Origin of the sequence: Hyphomonas sp., assembly GCF_965284475.1 — a bacterium.
GTDB lineage: Bacteria > Pseudomonadota > Alphaproteobacteria > Caulobacterales > Hyphomonadaceae > Hyphomonas.
On record NZ_OZ260087.1, the window covers coordinates 2399851 to 2414448 of the forward strand.

Sequence of the window (14598 nt, forward strand, 5' to 3'; positions counted from 1 at the left end):
CACCAGGGCAGCGGCGGATATTCCCATGGGAGAAATTTGAATGGCAACAGCCACCAAGAAGAAGAATACCGCAGGCGATGGTGACGGTGATGACGAGAAGGACGGCGAAGCCGCCGTTGTCGATTTCAACGCAACCGACGTCAAAAAGGTTCTGAAGCGGGCGCAAAAGCGCGGCTTCATCACGCATGACGAAATCAACGCCCTGCTTCCGAATGACGAGATGACGTCCGACCAGATCGAGGATGTGATGTCCCAGATTTCGGAAATGGGCATCGCGGTCGTCGAGAGCGAGGAAGAGGCCGAAGCCGAAGGCAAGGCGCTCACCAAGATCGAAGACAAGAAAGTTGTTACCAAGAAGGGCAACGCCCGCGGCTCCGACCGCACCGACGACCCTGTGCGCATGTACCTGCGCGAGATGGGCGCCGTCGAACTGCTCTCGCGTGAAGGCGAGATTGCGATTGCCAAACGTATCGAGGCCGGCCGCGACGCGATGATCCGCGGGCTTTGCGAAAGTCCGCTGACCTTCGAAGCCATGATGGTGTGGCGCGACGAGCTGATGAATGAGCGCATCCTGCTGCGCGACCTGATCGACCTGGAGGCCACTTACGGCGCGGAAAACCCGCCGCCGGAACCCAAGCCCAAGGAAGAAGAGGACGAGGCCGATGAAGCCAAATCCGAAGACGGCGAATCCACCGATGACGATGAGGACGACGAAGATGACGCCGCCGCTATGTCCATGTCGGCCATGGAAGCGGAACTGCGTGACGGCGTTCTGGCCAAGCTTGACGAAATCGCCGACGGGTTCGGACGCTATCGCAAGCTGCAGGACAAGCTTGTCGGGCGCCGCCTTGAAGGCAAGGACCTGACGCCAAAGGCTCAGGCCGAATATGACGAGCTGTCGAACAATATCGTCGAAAGCCTGAAGACGATCCACATCAACAATGCCCGTATCGAGGCGCTGGTCGAGCAGCTTTACGCGATCAACAAGAAGCTGATGGGCCTTGAAGGCAAGCTGATGCGCATGGCCGACGCCCATGGCGTGCCACGCAAGGAATTCCTCGAGAACTATTTCGGCAACGAACTCGAGCCTGAATGGGGTGATCGCGTCAAAGGCCTGTCGGCAAAGTGGAAACGCTTCATCGAGGGCAAGAACGACGAAATCGAGGAAGTGCGCAACGAGATTTCGGAAATCGCCCAGGAAATCGGCATTCCGATCGATGACTATCGCGTGCTGGTCCAGACCGTCCAGAAGGGCGAGCGCGAAGCGCGTATCGCCAAGAAGGAAATGGTTGAAGCGAACCTCCGCCTCGTGATCTCGATTGCCAAGAAATATACCAATCGCGGCCTGCAATTCCTGGACCTCATCCAGGAAGGCAATATCGGCCTGATGAAGGCCGTCGACAAATTCGAGTATCGCCGCGGCTACAAGTTCTCGACCTATGCCACCTGGTGGATCCGTCAGGCCATTACGCGCTCCATCGCGGACCAGGCCCGCACGATCCGTATCCCGGTGCACATGATCGAGACGATCAACAAGATCATCCGTACACAGCGCCAGATGCTGCACGAGATCGGCCGCGAGCCGACCCCGGAAGAACTGGCCGAGAAGCTGGGCCTGCCGCTCGAGAAGATCCGCAAGGTTCTGAAAATCGCGAAAGAGCCGATCTCGCTGGAAACCCCGATTGGCGACGACGAGGACTCAAACCTCGGCGACTTCATCGAGGACAAGATGGCGCTGCTTCCGGTGGACGCGGCCATCCAGTCGAACCTGCGCGAGACGACCACCCGCGTCCTCGCCTCGCTCACCCCGCGTGAAGAACGCGTGCTGCGCATGCGCTTCGGCATCGGCATGAACACCGACCACACGCTGGAAGAAGTCGGCCAGCAATTCTCGGTGACCCGCGAACGCATCCGCCAGATCGAGGCCAAGGCGCTGAGGAAGCTCAAGCACCCCAGCCGTAGCCGCAAGCTGCGCAGCTTCCTGGATACATAGACTTCAAAGGGCGGCCTCCACGGGCCGCCCTTTTTGATTATGGCGAATGGTCTGCGCTTGGCAAAGTTTGCCATTATATTGCAGGGGCAGCTTGAGGAGCCCCGCCATGGCCACGATGAACATTTCCCTGCCGGATCAGATGAAAGCCTGGGTCGAGGCGCAGTCTGCTGATGGGAAGTATGCCAATTCCTCCGACCTGATCCGCGACCTCATCCGCCGCGAACAGATCAAGCAGGAGAAGATCGCGGCGATGAACGAGAAGATCGAGGAAGCTTATGCCAGCGGCTTCTCCGGCAAGTCGATTGATCAGGTGATGGCGGATGCCTGGAAAGTCGCGCAGTCGTGAAAATCGACTTTTCGCGTGCTGCGGAAGCTGACATCGCGGCCATCAACCGCGAAGGCATTCGATTGTCTGGTCCGCGACAAGCCCAGAAGCATGCCAGTGAGATGGCAGGAGCTTTTCGCCTTATTGCAGAGTTTCCGCTGGCGAGTCCGGTGCGGGACGGGCTTGGCACGGCCCGTGCGAGTGAGGCCTTTCGGTGCGCATCTGGTGGTCTACGAACTGAAAGATGAGGTCGCTCTTGTCTTGCGCATCCGCCACAGCCACGAAGACTGGACGGCGGATTACGAGGTATAAGAGGCGCCCATAGCGCCGGCGCCAATCAGGCTTCCCTTATGTCCCGCTCAGCGGCGGCGCGTTTGGCCCGTTCGCCGGCGCGATGGCGGTTTGCGGCGCAGGTGCCCTGGCGCTTGTGCGGTTTGCACAGCAGGCAGCCTGACCGGGTCGATTTCGGTCCCTTGCGTTTGTGGTGGGCCATGGCCGTCATCCTTCGAAGGGCCGGCTCATAACCTGAAATCTTGCCGAAAGAATGGCAGGCGGTCAGTGTTCCATCGCGTTCCAGCGGTTCATGCCTTCGCACAGGCCATCCTGCTGCAGGGCGACCTGGGCAGCGCCATTGAACTGGTCGCTGGCAGAGGCTGCCCATACGGCTGCAGCCGCATCGAAACTGGTGAACCCGATCTCGGCCATGCCGCGTTCGATGCGATTGCAGATCAGGCGGGCCGTGTCCGCATCGCCGTCAACATTCAGGCTGGCGATCCGGTCGGAGAGGTCGAGGCGCGAGAAGATGTAATCGTAGACCGTCAGGTCCTCGCCTACTTCAAAGGCCAGGATGTCGCCTGCCGGTACGCCTGTATAGTCCGGCTCCTGGCCGTCAAAGTCCGATGACTGGGCCGTGAAGATGGACGGGATCGGCTGGTCGAGATAAACCGCCCACTGACCAATGGCGCCTTTGCTTTTGGTCTGCTTGATATTGCTGGCCTCCGGCAGTTCGGCCGAAACGACAAGAATTGGCGTGTCGCTCCACGACTTGACCGAAAACGCGCTGGTGGACTGTTCCGTGATAGACTGTCCGAACAGCGTGGTCGATGACGTGTTCAGGAAGTTGGAGGCTTCCAGCATAAGGGGCTGGTTGAAATAGGTCACCAGCGTCGACGTGGGTGCGATCAGGTTGGCGGCCGTGGTCAGCGCGCCCATGACACTCGCGCCCGCCGATCCCTGGCGCTCGTCGGACAGCTGCATGCGGAAGCGTCCTTCGATCGTCGTGTTCGGGCCAACCTTGAAATAGGGCGTTGCATAAAGGGCAATGCTCTCATTCGTGGTCCAGGATTCGCCTTCCCGGCTGTCCGAAGAGAACGTGGCCGAGAACAGCGCCTTGGTCGCCTTGATATCCGGCTTGGCGACATCGAATTCCGCAATCAGCGTCCGCGTCACATTGCGCGACCCCATCATGCGCGTCAGCCAGTTGCGGCTTTCCTTGTTATAGTTTCGCACATCGACCGGCTCCGACCGTTTGCCGGTCGAGACGCCCTCAATGTCATAGGCGTCCGGCTTGAGCGTCACGATCTGGATGCGCGTATAGCGGTCCTGCAGCATCATGCCGTATTCTGAATAAAGCGCATTCTCGTCAATCGCGACATCAATGAAGGGCAGGTAGTCCTTGGCCGGTTTGACGTTGCTGACGGCCCGGCCAGTCGAGCGGCGCGGCGTGGGCGCCGGGGCACCGGCTGATGTGGACGGCAGGTCTTCAAAGTCGAAATCATCATCATCGCCAGGTAGCCCGCGCACGGGTCCGCTACTACCCACCATGGGAGGTGGAGGTGGAGGTGGAGGTGGAGGTGGAGGTGGAGGGGGTGGCGGCGCCTCGGTCTCAGGTATGGATCCGCCCGGCTCAATCTGCTGTGACGTGCATCCTGCGAGGGCCAGTAAAAGTGCCAGCAGCCCGATCTGTCCATACTTCATATCCGGTCCCTCAGTGTCCATTTTCGTTAACAAAACGTAACAGAGAGGTGGAGCCTAGGCGAGTGCTTTTAAGAGCGTTCCCCCGGCAGGTGTATTTCTTACGAATACTACATTGAATACTGCCAGGCCACGCTCTGGGGGCCTTTACCGCGCCTATGTTGCAATGCAATAGAGCCTTGCTGACGGGGCCTCAGACCCCAATATACTCATTGTGAGCATAATTGCCACGCTGCCTAATCGCCGGGAGGGCGCCGCCATGTTGCTCAATATGCTGAAAGCCAAACTTCACTCTGCCACCGTCACTCAGTGCGACCTCCACTATGAGGGTTCGGTGTCGATTGACCAGGACCTGCTGGATGCGTCTGGCATCCTGCCCCACGAGCGCGTCGATATCTGGAACGTTACCAATGGGGCCCGCATCCAGACCTATGCGCTCGAAGCGCCGCGCGGCTCGCGTACGATCGGCGTCAATGGCGCAGCGGCCCGTCACTTCGCTGTCGGTGACAGGGTAATCATTGCCGCCTTCGCCAGCGTCGAGGCCGAAAAAGCCCGCCAGCACGCCCCGACCGTGGTGCTGCTCGGCGACGCCAACGAGATCAAGCTGCCGGCCTAGAATCCCGCCGGTTTGGGCAGGCCCTGACTGGAAATGCAGATCACCTTGAAGCGCTCGCCCATGTCCTTCGGGTCTATCAGGCGCTGGGCGGCGCTGAAGATTGCCTCGGCGTCCTCCTCATTGGCCTTGACCAGCTGGTTCAGACGCGCCTGCGCGCCGAGGCCCAGCAGGAACATGCCTTGCGGGGTCGGTCCTTGGACAGCGAGTCCTGCGGCTGTCGCGAGACGCTTCAGCCGGCCGAAATCCACATCCACCGTCAGGTCGGTTTCGCCGGGCGCATGAAGGGGAGAGACCTGCTTGCCCTGTTGGAATGCGCGCAGGGAATCGCCCGGGGCGGAATCAGACGGGCCGTAATCAATGAAGAGGGCATGCACCGGCGCGCCCTTGCCGGCGCGGGTTGCCAGTTCGGCAATCAGGATATCGAGGCCGGTCTGGACCTCGACGCAGGCCGCCGTCGCGGCCGTGCCTTCAGGCGCCGCGCGGCCGTCTGCCGCCAGTCCGAACGCAAGCGCGCCATCAGCGTCCAGCCCAACAACACATTCACGCCATTCTTCACCATCGCGGCGGAACTGGCGGGCGGGCAGGCAGTCGAGATATTCGTTCGCCAGGATGATCGTCGGCAGCGCGGGCACTTCGGAGGGCTGCTCGGCAAATTGCGGCTCGTAGATCGCCAGGCGTTCGACCTGCAGATCGCGCAGGGCCGGACTCGCCTCGACAAGATAGAGGCGCATCGCATCGGCAAACGCCTTGCCGCCCGCGACGAAGGCCATGCGCAGCGCGTCCTGCATCAGCACGCCGCGGCCGGGTCCGATCTCGACAAGGCAGAACGCGTCCGGCTCGCCCATGGCGCGCCATTCATGCACCGCCCACAGGCCGAGCAATTCGCCGAATACCTGGCTGGTTTCCGGCGCCGTGATGAAATCGGTCCCAAGGCCCGGGCGCGTCGCATAATAGCCGTCCTGACGGTCATGCAGGGCCAGCTGCATATAGGTTGAAACCGGGATCGGCCCGCCGGTTTCAACCAGGCGGATGAGGCGTTCCTTCAGGGTCATTTCGTCTCTAGTCAGGTTTGTGAAGCGGCTTTGGCCTGAGGGCGTTCCAGACCAGCCAGGCGCCACCAATCCACATGGGCGTTGAGAGGATAATTCCCATGGTCAGGCCGAAGGGCAGGTCGCTGGCAAATGAATCCGGCAGGCGGAAATTCTCGACGATGGAGCGGCCCGCGCCATACATCAGCAGGAACAGGCCAGCCACCAGGCCATGCTTTTTCAGTGCATCAAATTTCCAGATCAGGATCGACAGCACGACAAGCGGCAGCAGGCCCTCGAGCGCGGCTTCATAGAGCTGGCTCGGATGGCGGGCGAATTCCTGGCCACTATAGACCCATTGCCTGGCCGCCCAGTCATAGGCTGGCGGTGTCGAACCCGGCACGTAGCCTTCGGGAAACACCATGCCGAAGGCACTGTCCGTCTTGCGGCCAAACAGTTCGGCATTGATGAAATTGGCGAGGCGGCCAAACATGATGCCGATCGGTGCCACGACGCCTGCAATATCGCCGAGCGGCAGGAGGTCCAGCTGGCGGCGGCGGGCAATCATCAGAATCGCCAGCGTCACCCCGATCAGGCCACCATGGAACGACATCCCGCCATCCCATATCTTCAGCACGCTCATCGGGTTCGCCGCGATCACGTCCTGCTGGTAGGGCACCATGTAGAACAGGACATAGCCGATCCGTCCGCCAAGGATGATGCCGAGGATGATCCAGAACATGATGTCATCCAGGTCTTCCTTCGTCGCCGGGGCCTTGCCGCCGAACATGTCCGGCCGCCGGATCAGCGCATTCGCATACTGCCAGGCCAGCATGATGCCCGCGATATAGGCCAGCGCATACCAGCGCAGGTGGAAGGTTCCGAGGCCGATAAAGCCGAAATCGATCGAGACGAGCGCCGGGCTCATCTCGGGAAATTGCAGGCCGCCAGCTGCCATGGGCACGGCGATCAGGGTCAGGAGGTCTGTCATGCGGCGTCTTTTCCCTGTCTGGAACGCATCCTATCTGTTAGGCAGCTGCCAGTTCTGGCCCAGCCGCCCGCGCGCGAAGGAGTAGCCTCATGGCGAACACAAATCCACTGCTCGATGACATTGCCGGTCTGATGACTGGCGCAATGGGCGCTGCCCGCGCCGCCAGCGAGGAAGCGAAGACCGCCGCCCAGTCGCGCGTGCGGGCCCTGATCGCTGACATGGACCTTGCCGGCCGCGACGAAGTCGAGGCCCTGAAAGCCCTCGCCACAGCCGCTCTTGAGCGCGTTGAAGCGCTGGAAGCACGTGTCGAAACACTGGAAGCTGCGGCGAAACCCAAAAAGGCAAAAGCTGCGGAATAAGGCGTTAAGTCTGCAGAACCGGGTGGACGCGCGCCTGCTCGCTTGCTTAGTGGCCCTTGGCCTCCTCGTGCGAATCCTGCACCGTGCACGAGAGACTGAAAGGGGAACCCCATGAGCCTTGATCTCTCCCGCGCCGAGATCGACCTGCCAGATCCGCTCGAACGGGTCGAAGAAGCCCTGGAAACGGCTGGCTGGCAGTATGATCGCGATGAGGACGGCACGATCCAGGCCGTTGCCGAAACCAAATGGGGCGACATGGGTGCCCTGTTTGCCTACCGGCCCGATCCGTCCGCCATCCATTTTTCGATGACCCTTGACGTGAAGCCCGTTCCGGCGCGCCGTGCGGCGATTGCCGAACTCATCATGATGGCAAACGAGCGCCTCTGGCTCGGCCATTTCGATTACTGGGCCGACGAAGGCGTCATCATCTTCCGCTACACATTCTCCATGCTCGACCGTGACGAAGTCTCGCCGGGTGAAGCGCGCGCGGCGATTGCAGCTTCGATCAGCGCGGCGGACCGGTTCGTGCCGGCGTTCAATTTCCTCATCTGGGCCGGCAAGTCACCGCGCGAAGCCATTGAGGCAGTGATGTTCGAAACCCACGGCGAAGCCTGACACTGCCTCCACGGAGATCATGGGAATGCCTGCACCGACCATTGCCCTGATCGGCGCCGGACGCATGGGCGCAGCCCTCGTGCGCGGCTGGCTCGCCTCCGGAACCGGATCGCCCATCATTATCGTCGATCCGGCGCCATCCGAGGACGTCTCCTTGTGGGCGTCGACCGGGAAAGTAACGCTCAACCCGGCCCCTGAACCGGCCGATATCGTGGTCCTGTGCGTGAAGCCGCAGGTCTTTGCGTCCACAATCGAACCCACGTCACCCTTTATCGGCCCGGACACGCTCATCCTGTCCGTCATGGCCGGCATCCTGCTCAAGCAACTGGCGTCATCATTCGGGTCCAGTCGTATCGTGCGGGCCATGCCCAATACGCCAGGCGCCATCGGGCAGGGGGTGACCGTCATCTCTGCGCCGCCTGGCGCCGACCCGGCCGACATTGATGCCGCGACAGGCCTGCTCTCTGCGCTGGGCGTTGTCGAAGGCCCGATTGACGAGAAGCTCATCCCGGCAGCCACAGGCGTGTCGGGCAGCGGTCCGGCCTATGTCTTCCTGCTGGCCGAAATGATGGCTCTGGCCGGAGAGGCCGAAGGCCTGCCAGCCGATCTGTCGGCCCGGCTGGCCCGCCGAACGGTTGAGGGGGCAGCGGCCCTGATGGCGTCGACCGGAGACACCCCGGACGCCTTGCGGAAAGCCGTCACTTCACCCGGCGGCACCACCGAGGCCGCCCTTGACATCCTCATGGATGAGGGTGGGATGCCGATCCTGATGAGAAAGGCCCTGCGCGCCGCTGCCAACCGCGAAAGGGACCTGTCTCGTCAAAAGGACTGACGCAGGAGAGGTCATGGCACCTACCGACACCATTATCGAGCAGGGGCTGCTCGCCGCCCTTGATCTTGCCGCCACCAGGCCCTGGTCGGAACTCACGCTTGTCGAGATTGCCACGAAGGCAGGACTTACCCTGAATGATTTCCATGGCATCGCGACACGCGAGACGCTGGCCGATGCCGTCGATGCGCATTTCGACCGGGCCATGTCCGCCGAATCCATCGCCACTGACGACCTGCCGCGCGAACGCCTGTTTGACGTCATCATGCTGCGCTTCGAGGCCATGGAAGACCATCGCGCCGGCCTGAAGTCATTGCTGCGCTATCGCGAAACCCAGCCATCGATCCTCCTGCGCCAGCCGGCAGTACGCGCGGCGTCGGCCCGCTGGGCGCTCGCGTCGGCCGGGCTGGATGATGACAGCGGGGCGCCGCTCAGCCTGAAAGTGCTGGCGATCGCCTTTGTGATTGCCCGCACGGAGCGCGCCTGGCGCAAGGAAACCAGCGGCGACTTCGCCCTCACCATGGCTGCGCTCGACACATCGCTGCGGGCAGCCGAGGAGCGAATGGGCTGGGTTTCCCGCTTCACGGGCAGGTCCGCCGCGCCCAAACACGAACAGGAACAGGAAAAAGATGCACCGCAAAACGGTGCCACAAGGGAGTAGACTGCATGACCCGTCCGGGACTCGACGGCAACCCGCTGGAACTGACACCAGCGTGGTTCAATGACCTGTTCGATACGATCGGCATTGATGCCGAAGTCAGGGGCCTGACGGCCAGGTCGATCGGCACGGGCCAGATCGGCGAAAACGTCCGGTTCGTGTTCGACTATGCGCATCAGGGCGCCGGGGCACCGGCGACGCTGGTTGGCAAGTTCCCGTCCGCCAGCGAAGCCAGTCTCGCCACCGCTGCCATGCTGGGCCATTACAGGCGCGAAGTCATGTTCTACCGCACCTTCCCGAAAGTGGCGGGCAAGATCACACCGGCAGCCTGTTATACCGACTATGACCCCGCGACGAACCGGTTCGCCCTGATCATGGAAGACATGGCGCCATCCGAACAGGGCGACCAGCTCAAGGGATGCTCGGTGGCTGAGGCTGAACTGGCTCTCGCCTCAGCAGCTGTCCTGCACGCTGCCTATTGGGAAGATGAAAGCCTCGATCAGCACGAGTGGCTTCAGGGCACGGCGGCATCCCCGCCGCCCGTGCTGACGACCGAACAGGTCGCCGGGCTCTGGACCGGTTTCAAGCAGCGCTACGCGGCGGAGCTGACCGCAGACGTGATTGAAGTGGGCGATGCCTATGCCGCCGCCCTGCCGCGCTGGGGCGAGGCGCAACCCGGGCCGTTCGCGCTGACGCACAATGATTTCCGCCTCGACAACATGCTGTTCGGCAAGCCGGGCGCGCCGAAGCCGATTGCGCTGGTCGACTGGCAGACCGCTGCCAGGGGCGCCCCCGCAAATGACGTCGCCTATTTCATCGGCGCCGGACTGACGCGCGAGGATCGCCCGAAGCATGAAAAGGCGCTGCTGCGCTATTATCATGCGCGCCTCGTCGAGGCCGGTGTCTCCAGTTATGGTTTTGATGAACTGTACGAGCATTACCGCTGGTATTGCTTCTATGGCATGTCGGTTGCCTTCGGCGCGGCGATGTTGGTGAAGCAGACCGAACGCGGCGACGAGATGTTTCTCACCATGCTCCGCAGGCATGCTGCGCAGGCGCGCGACAATGACGCGCTGACCCTTCTGACCTGAACTTTTTTTAATGTGATCTGCAGCAAATGCAGTGGAATCGGTGATTTGTCCCGGTGCGGGACAGGTTTCCAAACATCGTCCTAACGCGGGAGGCGAAACTCACACGTCGGCTTATGCGTCAGCTTAAAACCACTCGTGTACACCTGTGTCCTGAGGGCTCGAAGAAGTTGGGTCAGGCATTACCGAAACGAATGGTGTGTGATTATGGATACGCAGAACGCAAATCTGACGAGTGTCAAAGGCCCTGATGGCCAGATGCTCACCCTGGCAGACCTGCCATCGCCCGGCATCTCGCGCTGGGTCACCCGTCGCAAGGCCGAAGTCGTCGCGGCCGTCTCGGGTGGCTTGCTGTCGCGCAAGGCAGCCTGTGACCGCTACAACCTGACGGATGAGGAATACGAAGGCTGGGAAAAGCTGTATTCCCGTCATGGTGTGAAGGGCCTTCGCACAACGCGGCTCCAGAAATACCGTCGCTAGCTACACGGCCGCCTGATTACCGAAACCCTTCCCGTTAAACACAAATTTACGGGCAGGCGGCTATCACCACATCTGGACTCCGGTTAGCCGGGGAAATCAGGAGTGGTTGATGGCAGGCAAATCCGGCAATCTCAATCCCGGCGCGGGGCCTTCACCGAGGGCGCTCGCGCTGGCGGCGTTTGTGATCGCCCTTGGCCTGCTGGCATGGCGCGGCAGTGCGCTGCTGACCTCCGACAATGCCCTCCCCGCGACCGCGACGCCGCTCGAGGCATCCCTGATGAACGTGATCGAGCCTGTCGCCGGACCCGGCAATGCCCGTATCAGCGTCAACACCTCGGCGACCGGCGGGCGCACCGTCCTCGTCCTCCTTGATACAGCCGCCAGCGCCCAGGCCTCAACCATCGAGAATCTCGTGACCGCCGCAGCGCGCCTCAATGTGGCAGCGGGCGATCTTTTCGTCATGCAGCAGGCCACCTTTGCCAAAGGGGCACCCGGGCGTCCTGATGCGGCAGCTTTTGGCGAACTGTCCTTCCTGGCCCTGCTTGCCGGCATGCTCGGCTGGCTCGCTTTCGTGCCACGCGAGGACATTGTCTTCGAAACGGTTGAAGACGCGCCGCTGCGCACCCTCTCACCCACACCCGAACGCGACCGCACCCTCGTTCCCACGCCCGTGCGTACCGCCCGCCCACCGCTGCCCACCAGTGACGCCGCCGAACTGGCCCGCAAGGATCCCACCCGCGCGGCCGAAATCCTGCGTGGCTGGATGAATAACCGGACGGATGCCGCATGAGCGCGCTGGCCATCGTTCCTGCCGGATCTGTTGCCGTTTCAGACGGTCTTGCCCGCTCGGCACGCCTCATGCGCGCCCTCGGTCCTGAAGCGGCCGGCATCTGGGCCGAACTGGAACCGCAGGAAGCCCGCGCCCTGACCCAGGCGATGGACGCCCTCGGCGATAGCATGGATGGCGAATCCGAGGCGGCCAGCCGCTTTGTGGATGCGCACCGTCGCCTCAAACCTGCTGCGACCATGACCGGCTCTGTCTGGTCGCGCCTGTCCGCCATCGACACCAAAACGCTCGCGGCGCTGGTGGCTGGCGAGCACCCCCAGACCATTGCCTTCATCCTGTCCCAGCTGAGCGGCGAGGCCTCGGCCCGCCTGCTGCGCGCCCTCAAGCCACGCACCGCGATTGATGCGATGCATCGCCTGCTGCACATCGAACAGGTCCATCCAGCCGCATGCGCCAGTCTCGAAGCCCAGATCGGGGCCCGTCTCGACGGACTTCTCGGCAGTGGCATCAAGGGCGGCCACGAGCGCGTTGCCAGGATCTTCGATAGTCTCGACAGCGATTCCGAGAAAACCTTCCTGGCGGCGCTGGACAATGCGGAGCCAGGCGCCGGTGAAAAAGTCCGCGCGCTCATGTTCACTTTCGATGATCTCGCCCGCCTGGATGCGGCCGGCCTGCAGACACTGCTGTCGGCAGGGGCCCGCGCCACGCTGGTCACGGCGCTCAAGGGCGCGCGCGAGCAGACCTCTGCCGCCTTTTTCGCCAACATGACCCGTCGCGCCGGCGAATTGCTGCGCGAAGAGATTGCCGTTCAGGGCGCGGTGCGTCGCAGCGAGGTCGAGGCCGCCCGACAGCAACTGGTCGCACTGGCCCGCAAGCTGATCGAAAAGGGCGATATCCGGCCCGGTGGCACGATTGAGGATGAGGATCTTGTCGAATGACCCAGCGCGCCGTCAAATCTGTCCAGCCTTTCGAATTCCGGAGCGATTTCACCCTCCCGCCCGCGCCGGAACAGCCAGTGGCGCCCACTGAAGGCCAGCTGACGCTGACCGGTCCGGAGCTCGCGCACCTTCTGTCGCAGGCCCGCTCGGAGGGCCTCGCCGAAGCTGCACGCCTTGAATCAATCCAGAGCGACGAGCGCCTGCAGGCGGTCACGCTGAAGCTGAATGATGCGCTGGCCGATCTCGTTGCCCTTGCAGGGCATCTGGAGGCCGGGGCCTATGAAGGGCTCGATATCATGGCATCGCTGGACCTGATCAATGCGACCGCGCAGCGGATCATTGACGGCCAGGGTGACCTGTTTGCCGGGCGTTAATGATTTGACACGCACACTCGCTACATTCTACGCCTGCGTCAGAACACAGGATTGATCGCTCATGCAGCCGGCAAACCCCGCTCTGAAGAAATCACTGATGGACGTGCCCGTGCGGGTCGACATCGTGCTGGGCGAGGTGCGCATGCCCATTGAGGATCTCATGGCGCTGTCACCGGGCGAAGTCGTTGCGCTCGAACGGCGCACCAATGAAACCATCGATATTTACGTTTCCGACAGGCTGATGGCGCGCGGGCGCCTTGTCATTGCCGACGGCCAGCTGGGCGTGACCCTGTCCGAAATCGTCGATGAACGGGCGGCTGCCTAGGCTTTTCAAGTCAGTTCAACACGTTGTCATGCGCCGTCTGGGCGTGTGTCATTCGTTCGTTAATTGGCTGTCACATCAGGCAAATCCTAACGCAAAAAAGGAAGTTGTTAACCATTTCGAGTGTTAACTGGCCTTCGACATGAACCGACTTGTCACGTGGTGAGGGCTGCGCGGGAAGGTCCAGAAGTTACGAGGATGCCGCCCCTATGCGCATGAAGATGTTCGCAGCCGAGTCCTTCGAGGCCGCCAAGGCGATGATTTTCGCCGAAATGGGCTCTGACGCTGTAATCCTTTCAGAACGCGAAATTGACGGCGGCGTGGAAGTGCGCGCCGCAACCGACAAGATGGGCGGCGGCATGGTGCCGAACGAGCCCCTGTTCCTGCGCGAAGCGCGTGGCAATACGCATGGTCGCGGCATTGAAAACCCTCTCTTCAGCCGCGTACGCGATGCGCTGCTCTGGCATGGCGCCCCGCAGCGATTCGCTGACCGCGTGGCAGCCGAGAGCGCCGGGCGTTCCGGCGTCCAGTTCACAGATCCGGAAGATGCGATTGCGGAGGGCATTTCGCGCCTCGTGGCGTGCGATCCGATCCTGCCGCGCCTCGAGCGCGATATCATCCTCGTCGGACCACCCGGACACGGCCGCACGGCAACGGCGGCGAAGCTGACACGCCGCGCCGCCATTTCGCGCGCCGAAGTGATGCCGATTGCCGCTGACCTCGATGGCACGGCTGGTGGTGCCCAGCTCGCCGCCTATCTCGAGCTGGAGCAGGACCAGATCCGTGTCGTCAACACGCCCGACAGCCTGTTCGACACGCTGCGCATGCTGCGTGACGCGAACCGTCGCTGCGTGATCGACCTGCCGGCCATCAACCCGTTTGACGATGATGACATGGCCAGCTTTCAGGACCTTATCGCGGCGATTCGTGCTGAACCTGTACTCGTCATGTCGGCCGAGGGGCATCCTGAAGACCAGGCTGAAGCGGCAAAGTCATTTGCACGGGCCGGCGTCAAGCGCGCTGTCCTGACCAAGCTGGACGTTGTCCGGCGGCGCGGAGGCGCGATTGCTGCGCTCTCGTCCGCCGGCATCGCCTTTTCGCATCTGGCCGTTACGCCTTTTATCGGCGGCGGTCTGGTTCCGGCTGCGCCATCGCGCCTGGCCGCCCTGTTAATGGAAGACGCCCCCGGCGATGTCATCGCCATGAAAGGAGCCGCGTAGC

Annotated in this window: 19 protein-coding genes; 15 read left to right on the forward strand and 4 right to left on the reverse strand. The window is 62.3% G+C overall.

Going from position 1 to position 14598, the window contains the following annotated elements; translation table 11 throughout:
* Positions 1 to 40: 40 nt before the first annotated feature.
* The 3 genes from rpoD to ACQ66M_RS11865 all read left to right on the forward strand — a co-directional run bounded on the left by rpoD (position 41) and on the right by ACQ66M_RS11865 (position 2630).
* Positions 41 to 1993, forward strand: coding sequence for an RNA polymerase sigma factor RpoD (rpoD, locus tag ACQ66M_RS11855; RefSeq protein WP_350170626.1), 1953 nt, complete (start codon positions 41 to 43; stop codon positions 1991 to 1993).
* A 106-nt stretch (positions 1994 to 2099) separates the two neighbouring features.
* Entirely contained in the window at positions 2100 to 2339 is a 240-nt protein-coding gene (locus tag ACQ66M_RS11860) for a type II toxin-antitoxin system ParD family antitoxin (protein WP_430403985.1), read from the forward strand.
* A gap of 90 nt (positions 2340 to 2429) precedes the next feature.
* Positions 2430 to 2630 (forward strand): type II toxin-antitoxin system RelE/ParE family toxin, encoded by a 201-nt coding sequence (locus ACQ66M_RS11865; RefSeq protein WP_430405166.1) that lies wholly within the window; start codon positions 2430 to 2432, stop codon positions 2628 to 2630.
* A gap of 25 nt (positions 2631 to 2655) precedes the next feature.
* Here the strand turns inward: ACQ66M_RS11865 and ACQ66M_RS11870 are convergent, their stop codons facing one another.
* Complete coding sequence (locus tag ACQ66M_RS11870) at positions 2656 to 2811, reverse strand: hypothetical protein (RefSeq protein WP_350170628.1); 156 nt, start codon at positions 2809 to 2811, stop codon at positions 2656 to 2658.
* Between the two features lie 62 nt (positions 2812 to 2873).
* Positions 2874 to 4121 (reverse strand): hypothetical protein, encoded by a 1248-nt coding sequence (locus tag ACQ66M_RS11875; protein ID WP_350170629.1) that lies wholly within the window; start codon positions 4119 to 4121, stop codon positions 2874 to 2876.
* Positions 4122 to 4551: 430 nt separating this feature from the next.
* Between ACQ66M_RS11875 and panD the strand changes: the two genes are divergently transcribed.
* A complete protein-coding gene (gene panD / locus ACQ66M_RS11880; protein WP_430403987.1) occupies positions 4552 to 4908 on the forward strand; it encodes an aspartate 1-decarboxylase in 357 nt (118 codons plus the stop codon).
* Here panD and ACQ66M_RS11885 read toward each other — a convergent pair.
* Entirely contained in the window at positions 4905 to 5960 is a 1056-nt protein-coding gene (locus ACQ66M_RS11885) for a class I SAM-dependent methyltransferase (protein ID WP_350170631.1), read from the reverse strand. The genes panD and ACQ66M_RS11885 overlap by 4 nt on opposite strands.
* Positions 5961 to 5967: 7 nt before the next feature.
* Positions 5968 to 6927 carry a prolipoprotein diacylglyceryl transferase gene (gene lgt, locus ACQ66M_RS11890; RefSeq protein WP_430403989.1) on the reverse strand — a complete coding sequence of 320 codons (960 nt, stop codon included), beginning with the start codon at positions 6925 to 6927 and terminating at the stop codon, positions 5968 to 5970.
* Positions 6928 to 7016: 89 nt separating this feature from the next.
* Between lgt and ACQ66M_RS11895 the strand changes: the two genes are divergently transcribed.
* The 11 genes from ACQ66M_RS11895 to ACQ66M_RS11945 all read left to right on the forward strand — a co-directional run bounded on the left by ACQ66M_RS11895 (position 7017) and on the right by ACQ66M_RS11945 (position 14597).
* Complete coding sequence (locus ACQ66M_RS11895) at positions 7017 to 7286, forward strand: accessory factor UbiK family protein (protein ID WP_350170633.1); 270 nt, start codon at positions 7017 to 7019, stop codon at positions 7284 to 7286.
* A gap of 111 nt (positions 7287 to 7397) precedes the next feature.
* Positions 7398 to 7901, forward strand: coding sequence for a YbjN domain-containing protein (locus tag ACQ66M_RS11900; RefSeq protein ID WP_350170634.1), 504 nt, complete (start codon positions 7398 to 7400; stop codon positions 7899 to 7901).
* Between the two features lie 25 nt (positions 7902 to 7926).
* Positions 7927 to 8733 carry a pyrroline-5-carboxylate reductase gene (proC, locus tag ACQ66M_RS11905; RefSeq protein ID WP_430403991.1) on the forward strand — a complete coding sequence of 269 codons (807 nt, stop codon included), beginning with the start codon at positions 7927 to 7929 and terminating at the stop codon, positions 8731 to 8733.
* Positions 8734 to 8746: 13 nt separating this feature from the next.
* Complete coding sequence (locus ACQ66M_RS11910) at positions 8747 to 9391, forward strand: hypothetical protein (RefSeq protein ID WP_430403993.1); 645 nt, start codon at positions 8747 to 8749, stop codon at positions 9389 to 9391.
* Positions 9392 to 9396: 5 nt separating this feature from the next.
* Positions 9397 to 10479, forward strand: coding sequence for a phosphotransferase (locus tag ACQ66M_RS11915; protein ID WP_430403995.1), 1083 nt, complete (start codon positions 9397 to 9399; stop codon positions 10477 to 10479).
* Between the two features lie 204 nt (positions 10480 to 10683).
* Positions 10684 to 10956 carry a DUF1153 domain-containing protein gene (locus tag ACQ66M_RS11920; protein WP_045698752.1) on the forward strand — a complete coding sequence of 91 codons (273 nt, stop codon included), beginning with the start codon at positions 10684 to 10686 and terminating at the stop codon, positions 10954 to 10956.
* Positions 10957 to 11065: 109 nt separating this feature from the next.
* Positions 11066 to 11746: a hypothetical protein gene (locus tag ACQ66M_RS11925; protein ID WP_430403997.1), complete on the forward strand. Its 681-nt coding sequence runs from the start codon at positions 11066 to 11068 to the stop codon at positions 11744 to 11746.
* The gene (locus ACQ66M_RS11930) at positions 11743 to 12681 is read left to right on the forward strand and encodes a flagellar motor switch protein FliG (protein WP_430403999.1); all 939 of its coding nucleotides are present in this window, start codon (positions 11743 to 11745) and stop codon (positions 12679 to 12681) included. Before ACQ66M_RS11925 ends, ACQ66M_RS11930 begins: the two co-directional genes overlap by 4 nt.
* The gene (locus ACQ66M_RS11935; protein ID WP_430404001.1) at positions 12678 to 13055 is read left to right on the forward strand and encodes a hypothetical protein; all 378 of its coding nucleotides are present in this window, start codon (positions 12678 to 12680) and stop codon (positions 13053 to 13055) included. Before ACQ66M_RS11930 ends, ACQ66M_RS11935 begins: the two co-directional genes overlap by 4 nt.
* Before the next feature lie 61 nt (positions 13056 to 13116).
* Positions 13117 to 13380, forward strand: coding sequence for a flagellar motor switch protein FliN (fliN, locus tag ACQ66M_RS11940; RefSeq protein WP_045698757.1), 264 nt, complete (start codon positions 13117 to 13119; stop codon positions 13378 to 13380).
* Positions 13381 to 13586: 206 nt separating this feature from the next.
* Positions 13587 to 14597, forward strand: a complete 1011-nt coding sequence (locus ACQ66M_RS11945) for a flagellar biosynthesis protein FlhF-like protein (RefSeq protein ID WP_350170642.1) — start codon at positions 13587 to 13589, stop codon at positions 14595 to 14597.
* Position 14598: the final 1 nt, after the last annotated feature.

Excerpts from the sequence above, each read along its gene's own strand:
- rpoD (WP_350170626.1), top strand. The coding sequence starts at position 41 with ATGGCAACAGCCACCAAGAAGAAGAATACCGCAGGCGATGGTGACGGT.
- ACQ66M_RS11860 (WP_430403985.1), top strand. The coding sequence starts at position 2,100 with ATGGCCACGATGAACATTTCCCTGCCGGATCAGATGAAAGCCTGGGTC.
- ACQ66M_RS11865 (WP_430405166.1), top strand. The coding sequence starts at position 2,430 with ATGCCAGTGAGATGGCAGGAGCTTTTCGCCTTATTGCAGAGTTTCCGC.
- ACQ66M_RS11870 (WP_350170628.1), bottom strand. The coding sequence starts at position 2,811 with ATGGCCCACCACAAACGCAAGGGACCGAAATCGACCCGGTCAGGCTGC.
- panD (WP_430403987.1), top strand. The coding sequence starts at position 4,552 with ATGTTGCTCAATATGCTGAAAGCCAAACTTCACTCTGCCACCGTCACT.
- ACQ66M_RS11885 (WP_350170631.1), bottom strand. The coding sequence starts at position 5,960 with ATGACCCTGAAGGAACGCCTCATCCGCCTGGTTGAAACCGGCGGGCCG.
- lgt (WP_430403989.1), bottom strand. The coding sequence starts at position 6,927 with ATGACAGACCTCCTGACCCTGATCGCCGTGCCCATGGCAGCTGGCGGC.
- ACQ66M_RS11895 (WP_350170633.1), top strand. The coding sequence starts at position 7,017 with ATGGCGAACACAAATCCACTGCTCGATGACATTGCCGGTCTGATGACT.
- ACQ66M_RS11900 (WP_350170634.1), top strand. The coding sequence starts at position 7,398 with ATGAGCCTTGATCTCTCCCGCGCCGAGATCGACCTGCCAGATCCGCTC.
- proC (WP_430403991.1), top strand. The coding sequence starts at position 7,927 with ATGCCTGCACCGACCATTGCCCTGATCGGCGCCGGACGCATGGGCGCA.
- ACQ66M_RS11910 (WP_430403993.1), top strand. The coding sequence starts at position 8,747 with ATGGCACCTACCGACACCATTATCGAGCAGGGGCTGCTCGCCGCCCTT.
- ACQ66M_RS11915 (WP_430403995.1), top strand. The coding sequence starts at position 9,397 with ATGACCCGTCCGGGACTCGACGGCAACCCGCTGGAACTGACACCAGCG.
- ACQ66M_RS11920 (WP_045698752.1), top strand. The coding sequence starts at position 10,684 with ATGGATACGCAGAACGCAAATCTGACGAGTGTCAAAGGCCCTGATGGC.
- ACQ66M_RS11925 (WP_430403997.1), top strand. The coding sequence starts at position 11,066 with ATGGCAGGCAAATCCGGCAATCTCAATCCCGGCGCGGGGCCTTCACCG.
- ACQ66M_RS11930 (WP_430403999.1), top strand. The coding sequence starts at position 11,743 with ATGAGCGCGCTGGCCATCGTTCCTGCCGGATCTGTTGCCGTTTCAGAC.
- ACQ66M_RS11935 (WP_430404001.1), top strand. The coding sequence starts at position 12,678 with ATGACCCAGCGCGCCGTCAAATCTGTCCAGCCTTTCGAATTCCGGAGC.
- fliN (WP_045698757.1), top strand. The coding sequence starts at position 13,117 with ATGCAGCCGGCAAACCCCGCTCTGAAGAAATCACTGATGGACGTGCCC.
- ACQ66M_RS11945 (WP_350170642.1), top strand. The coding sequence starts at position 13,587 with ATGCGCATGAAGATGTTCGCAGCCGAGTCCTTCGAGGCCGCCAAGGCG.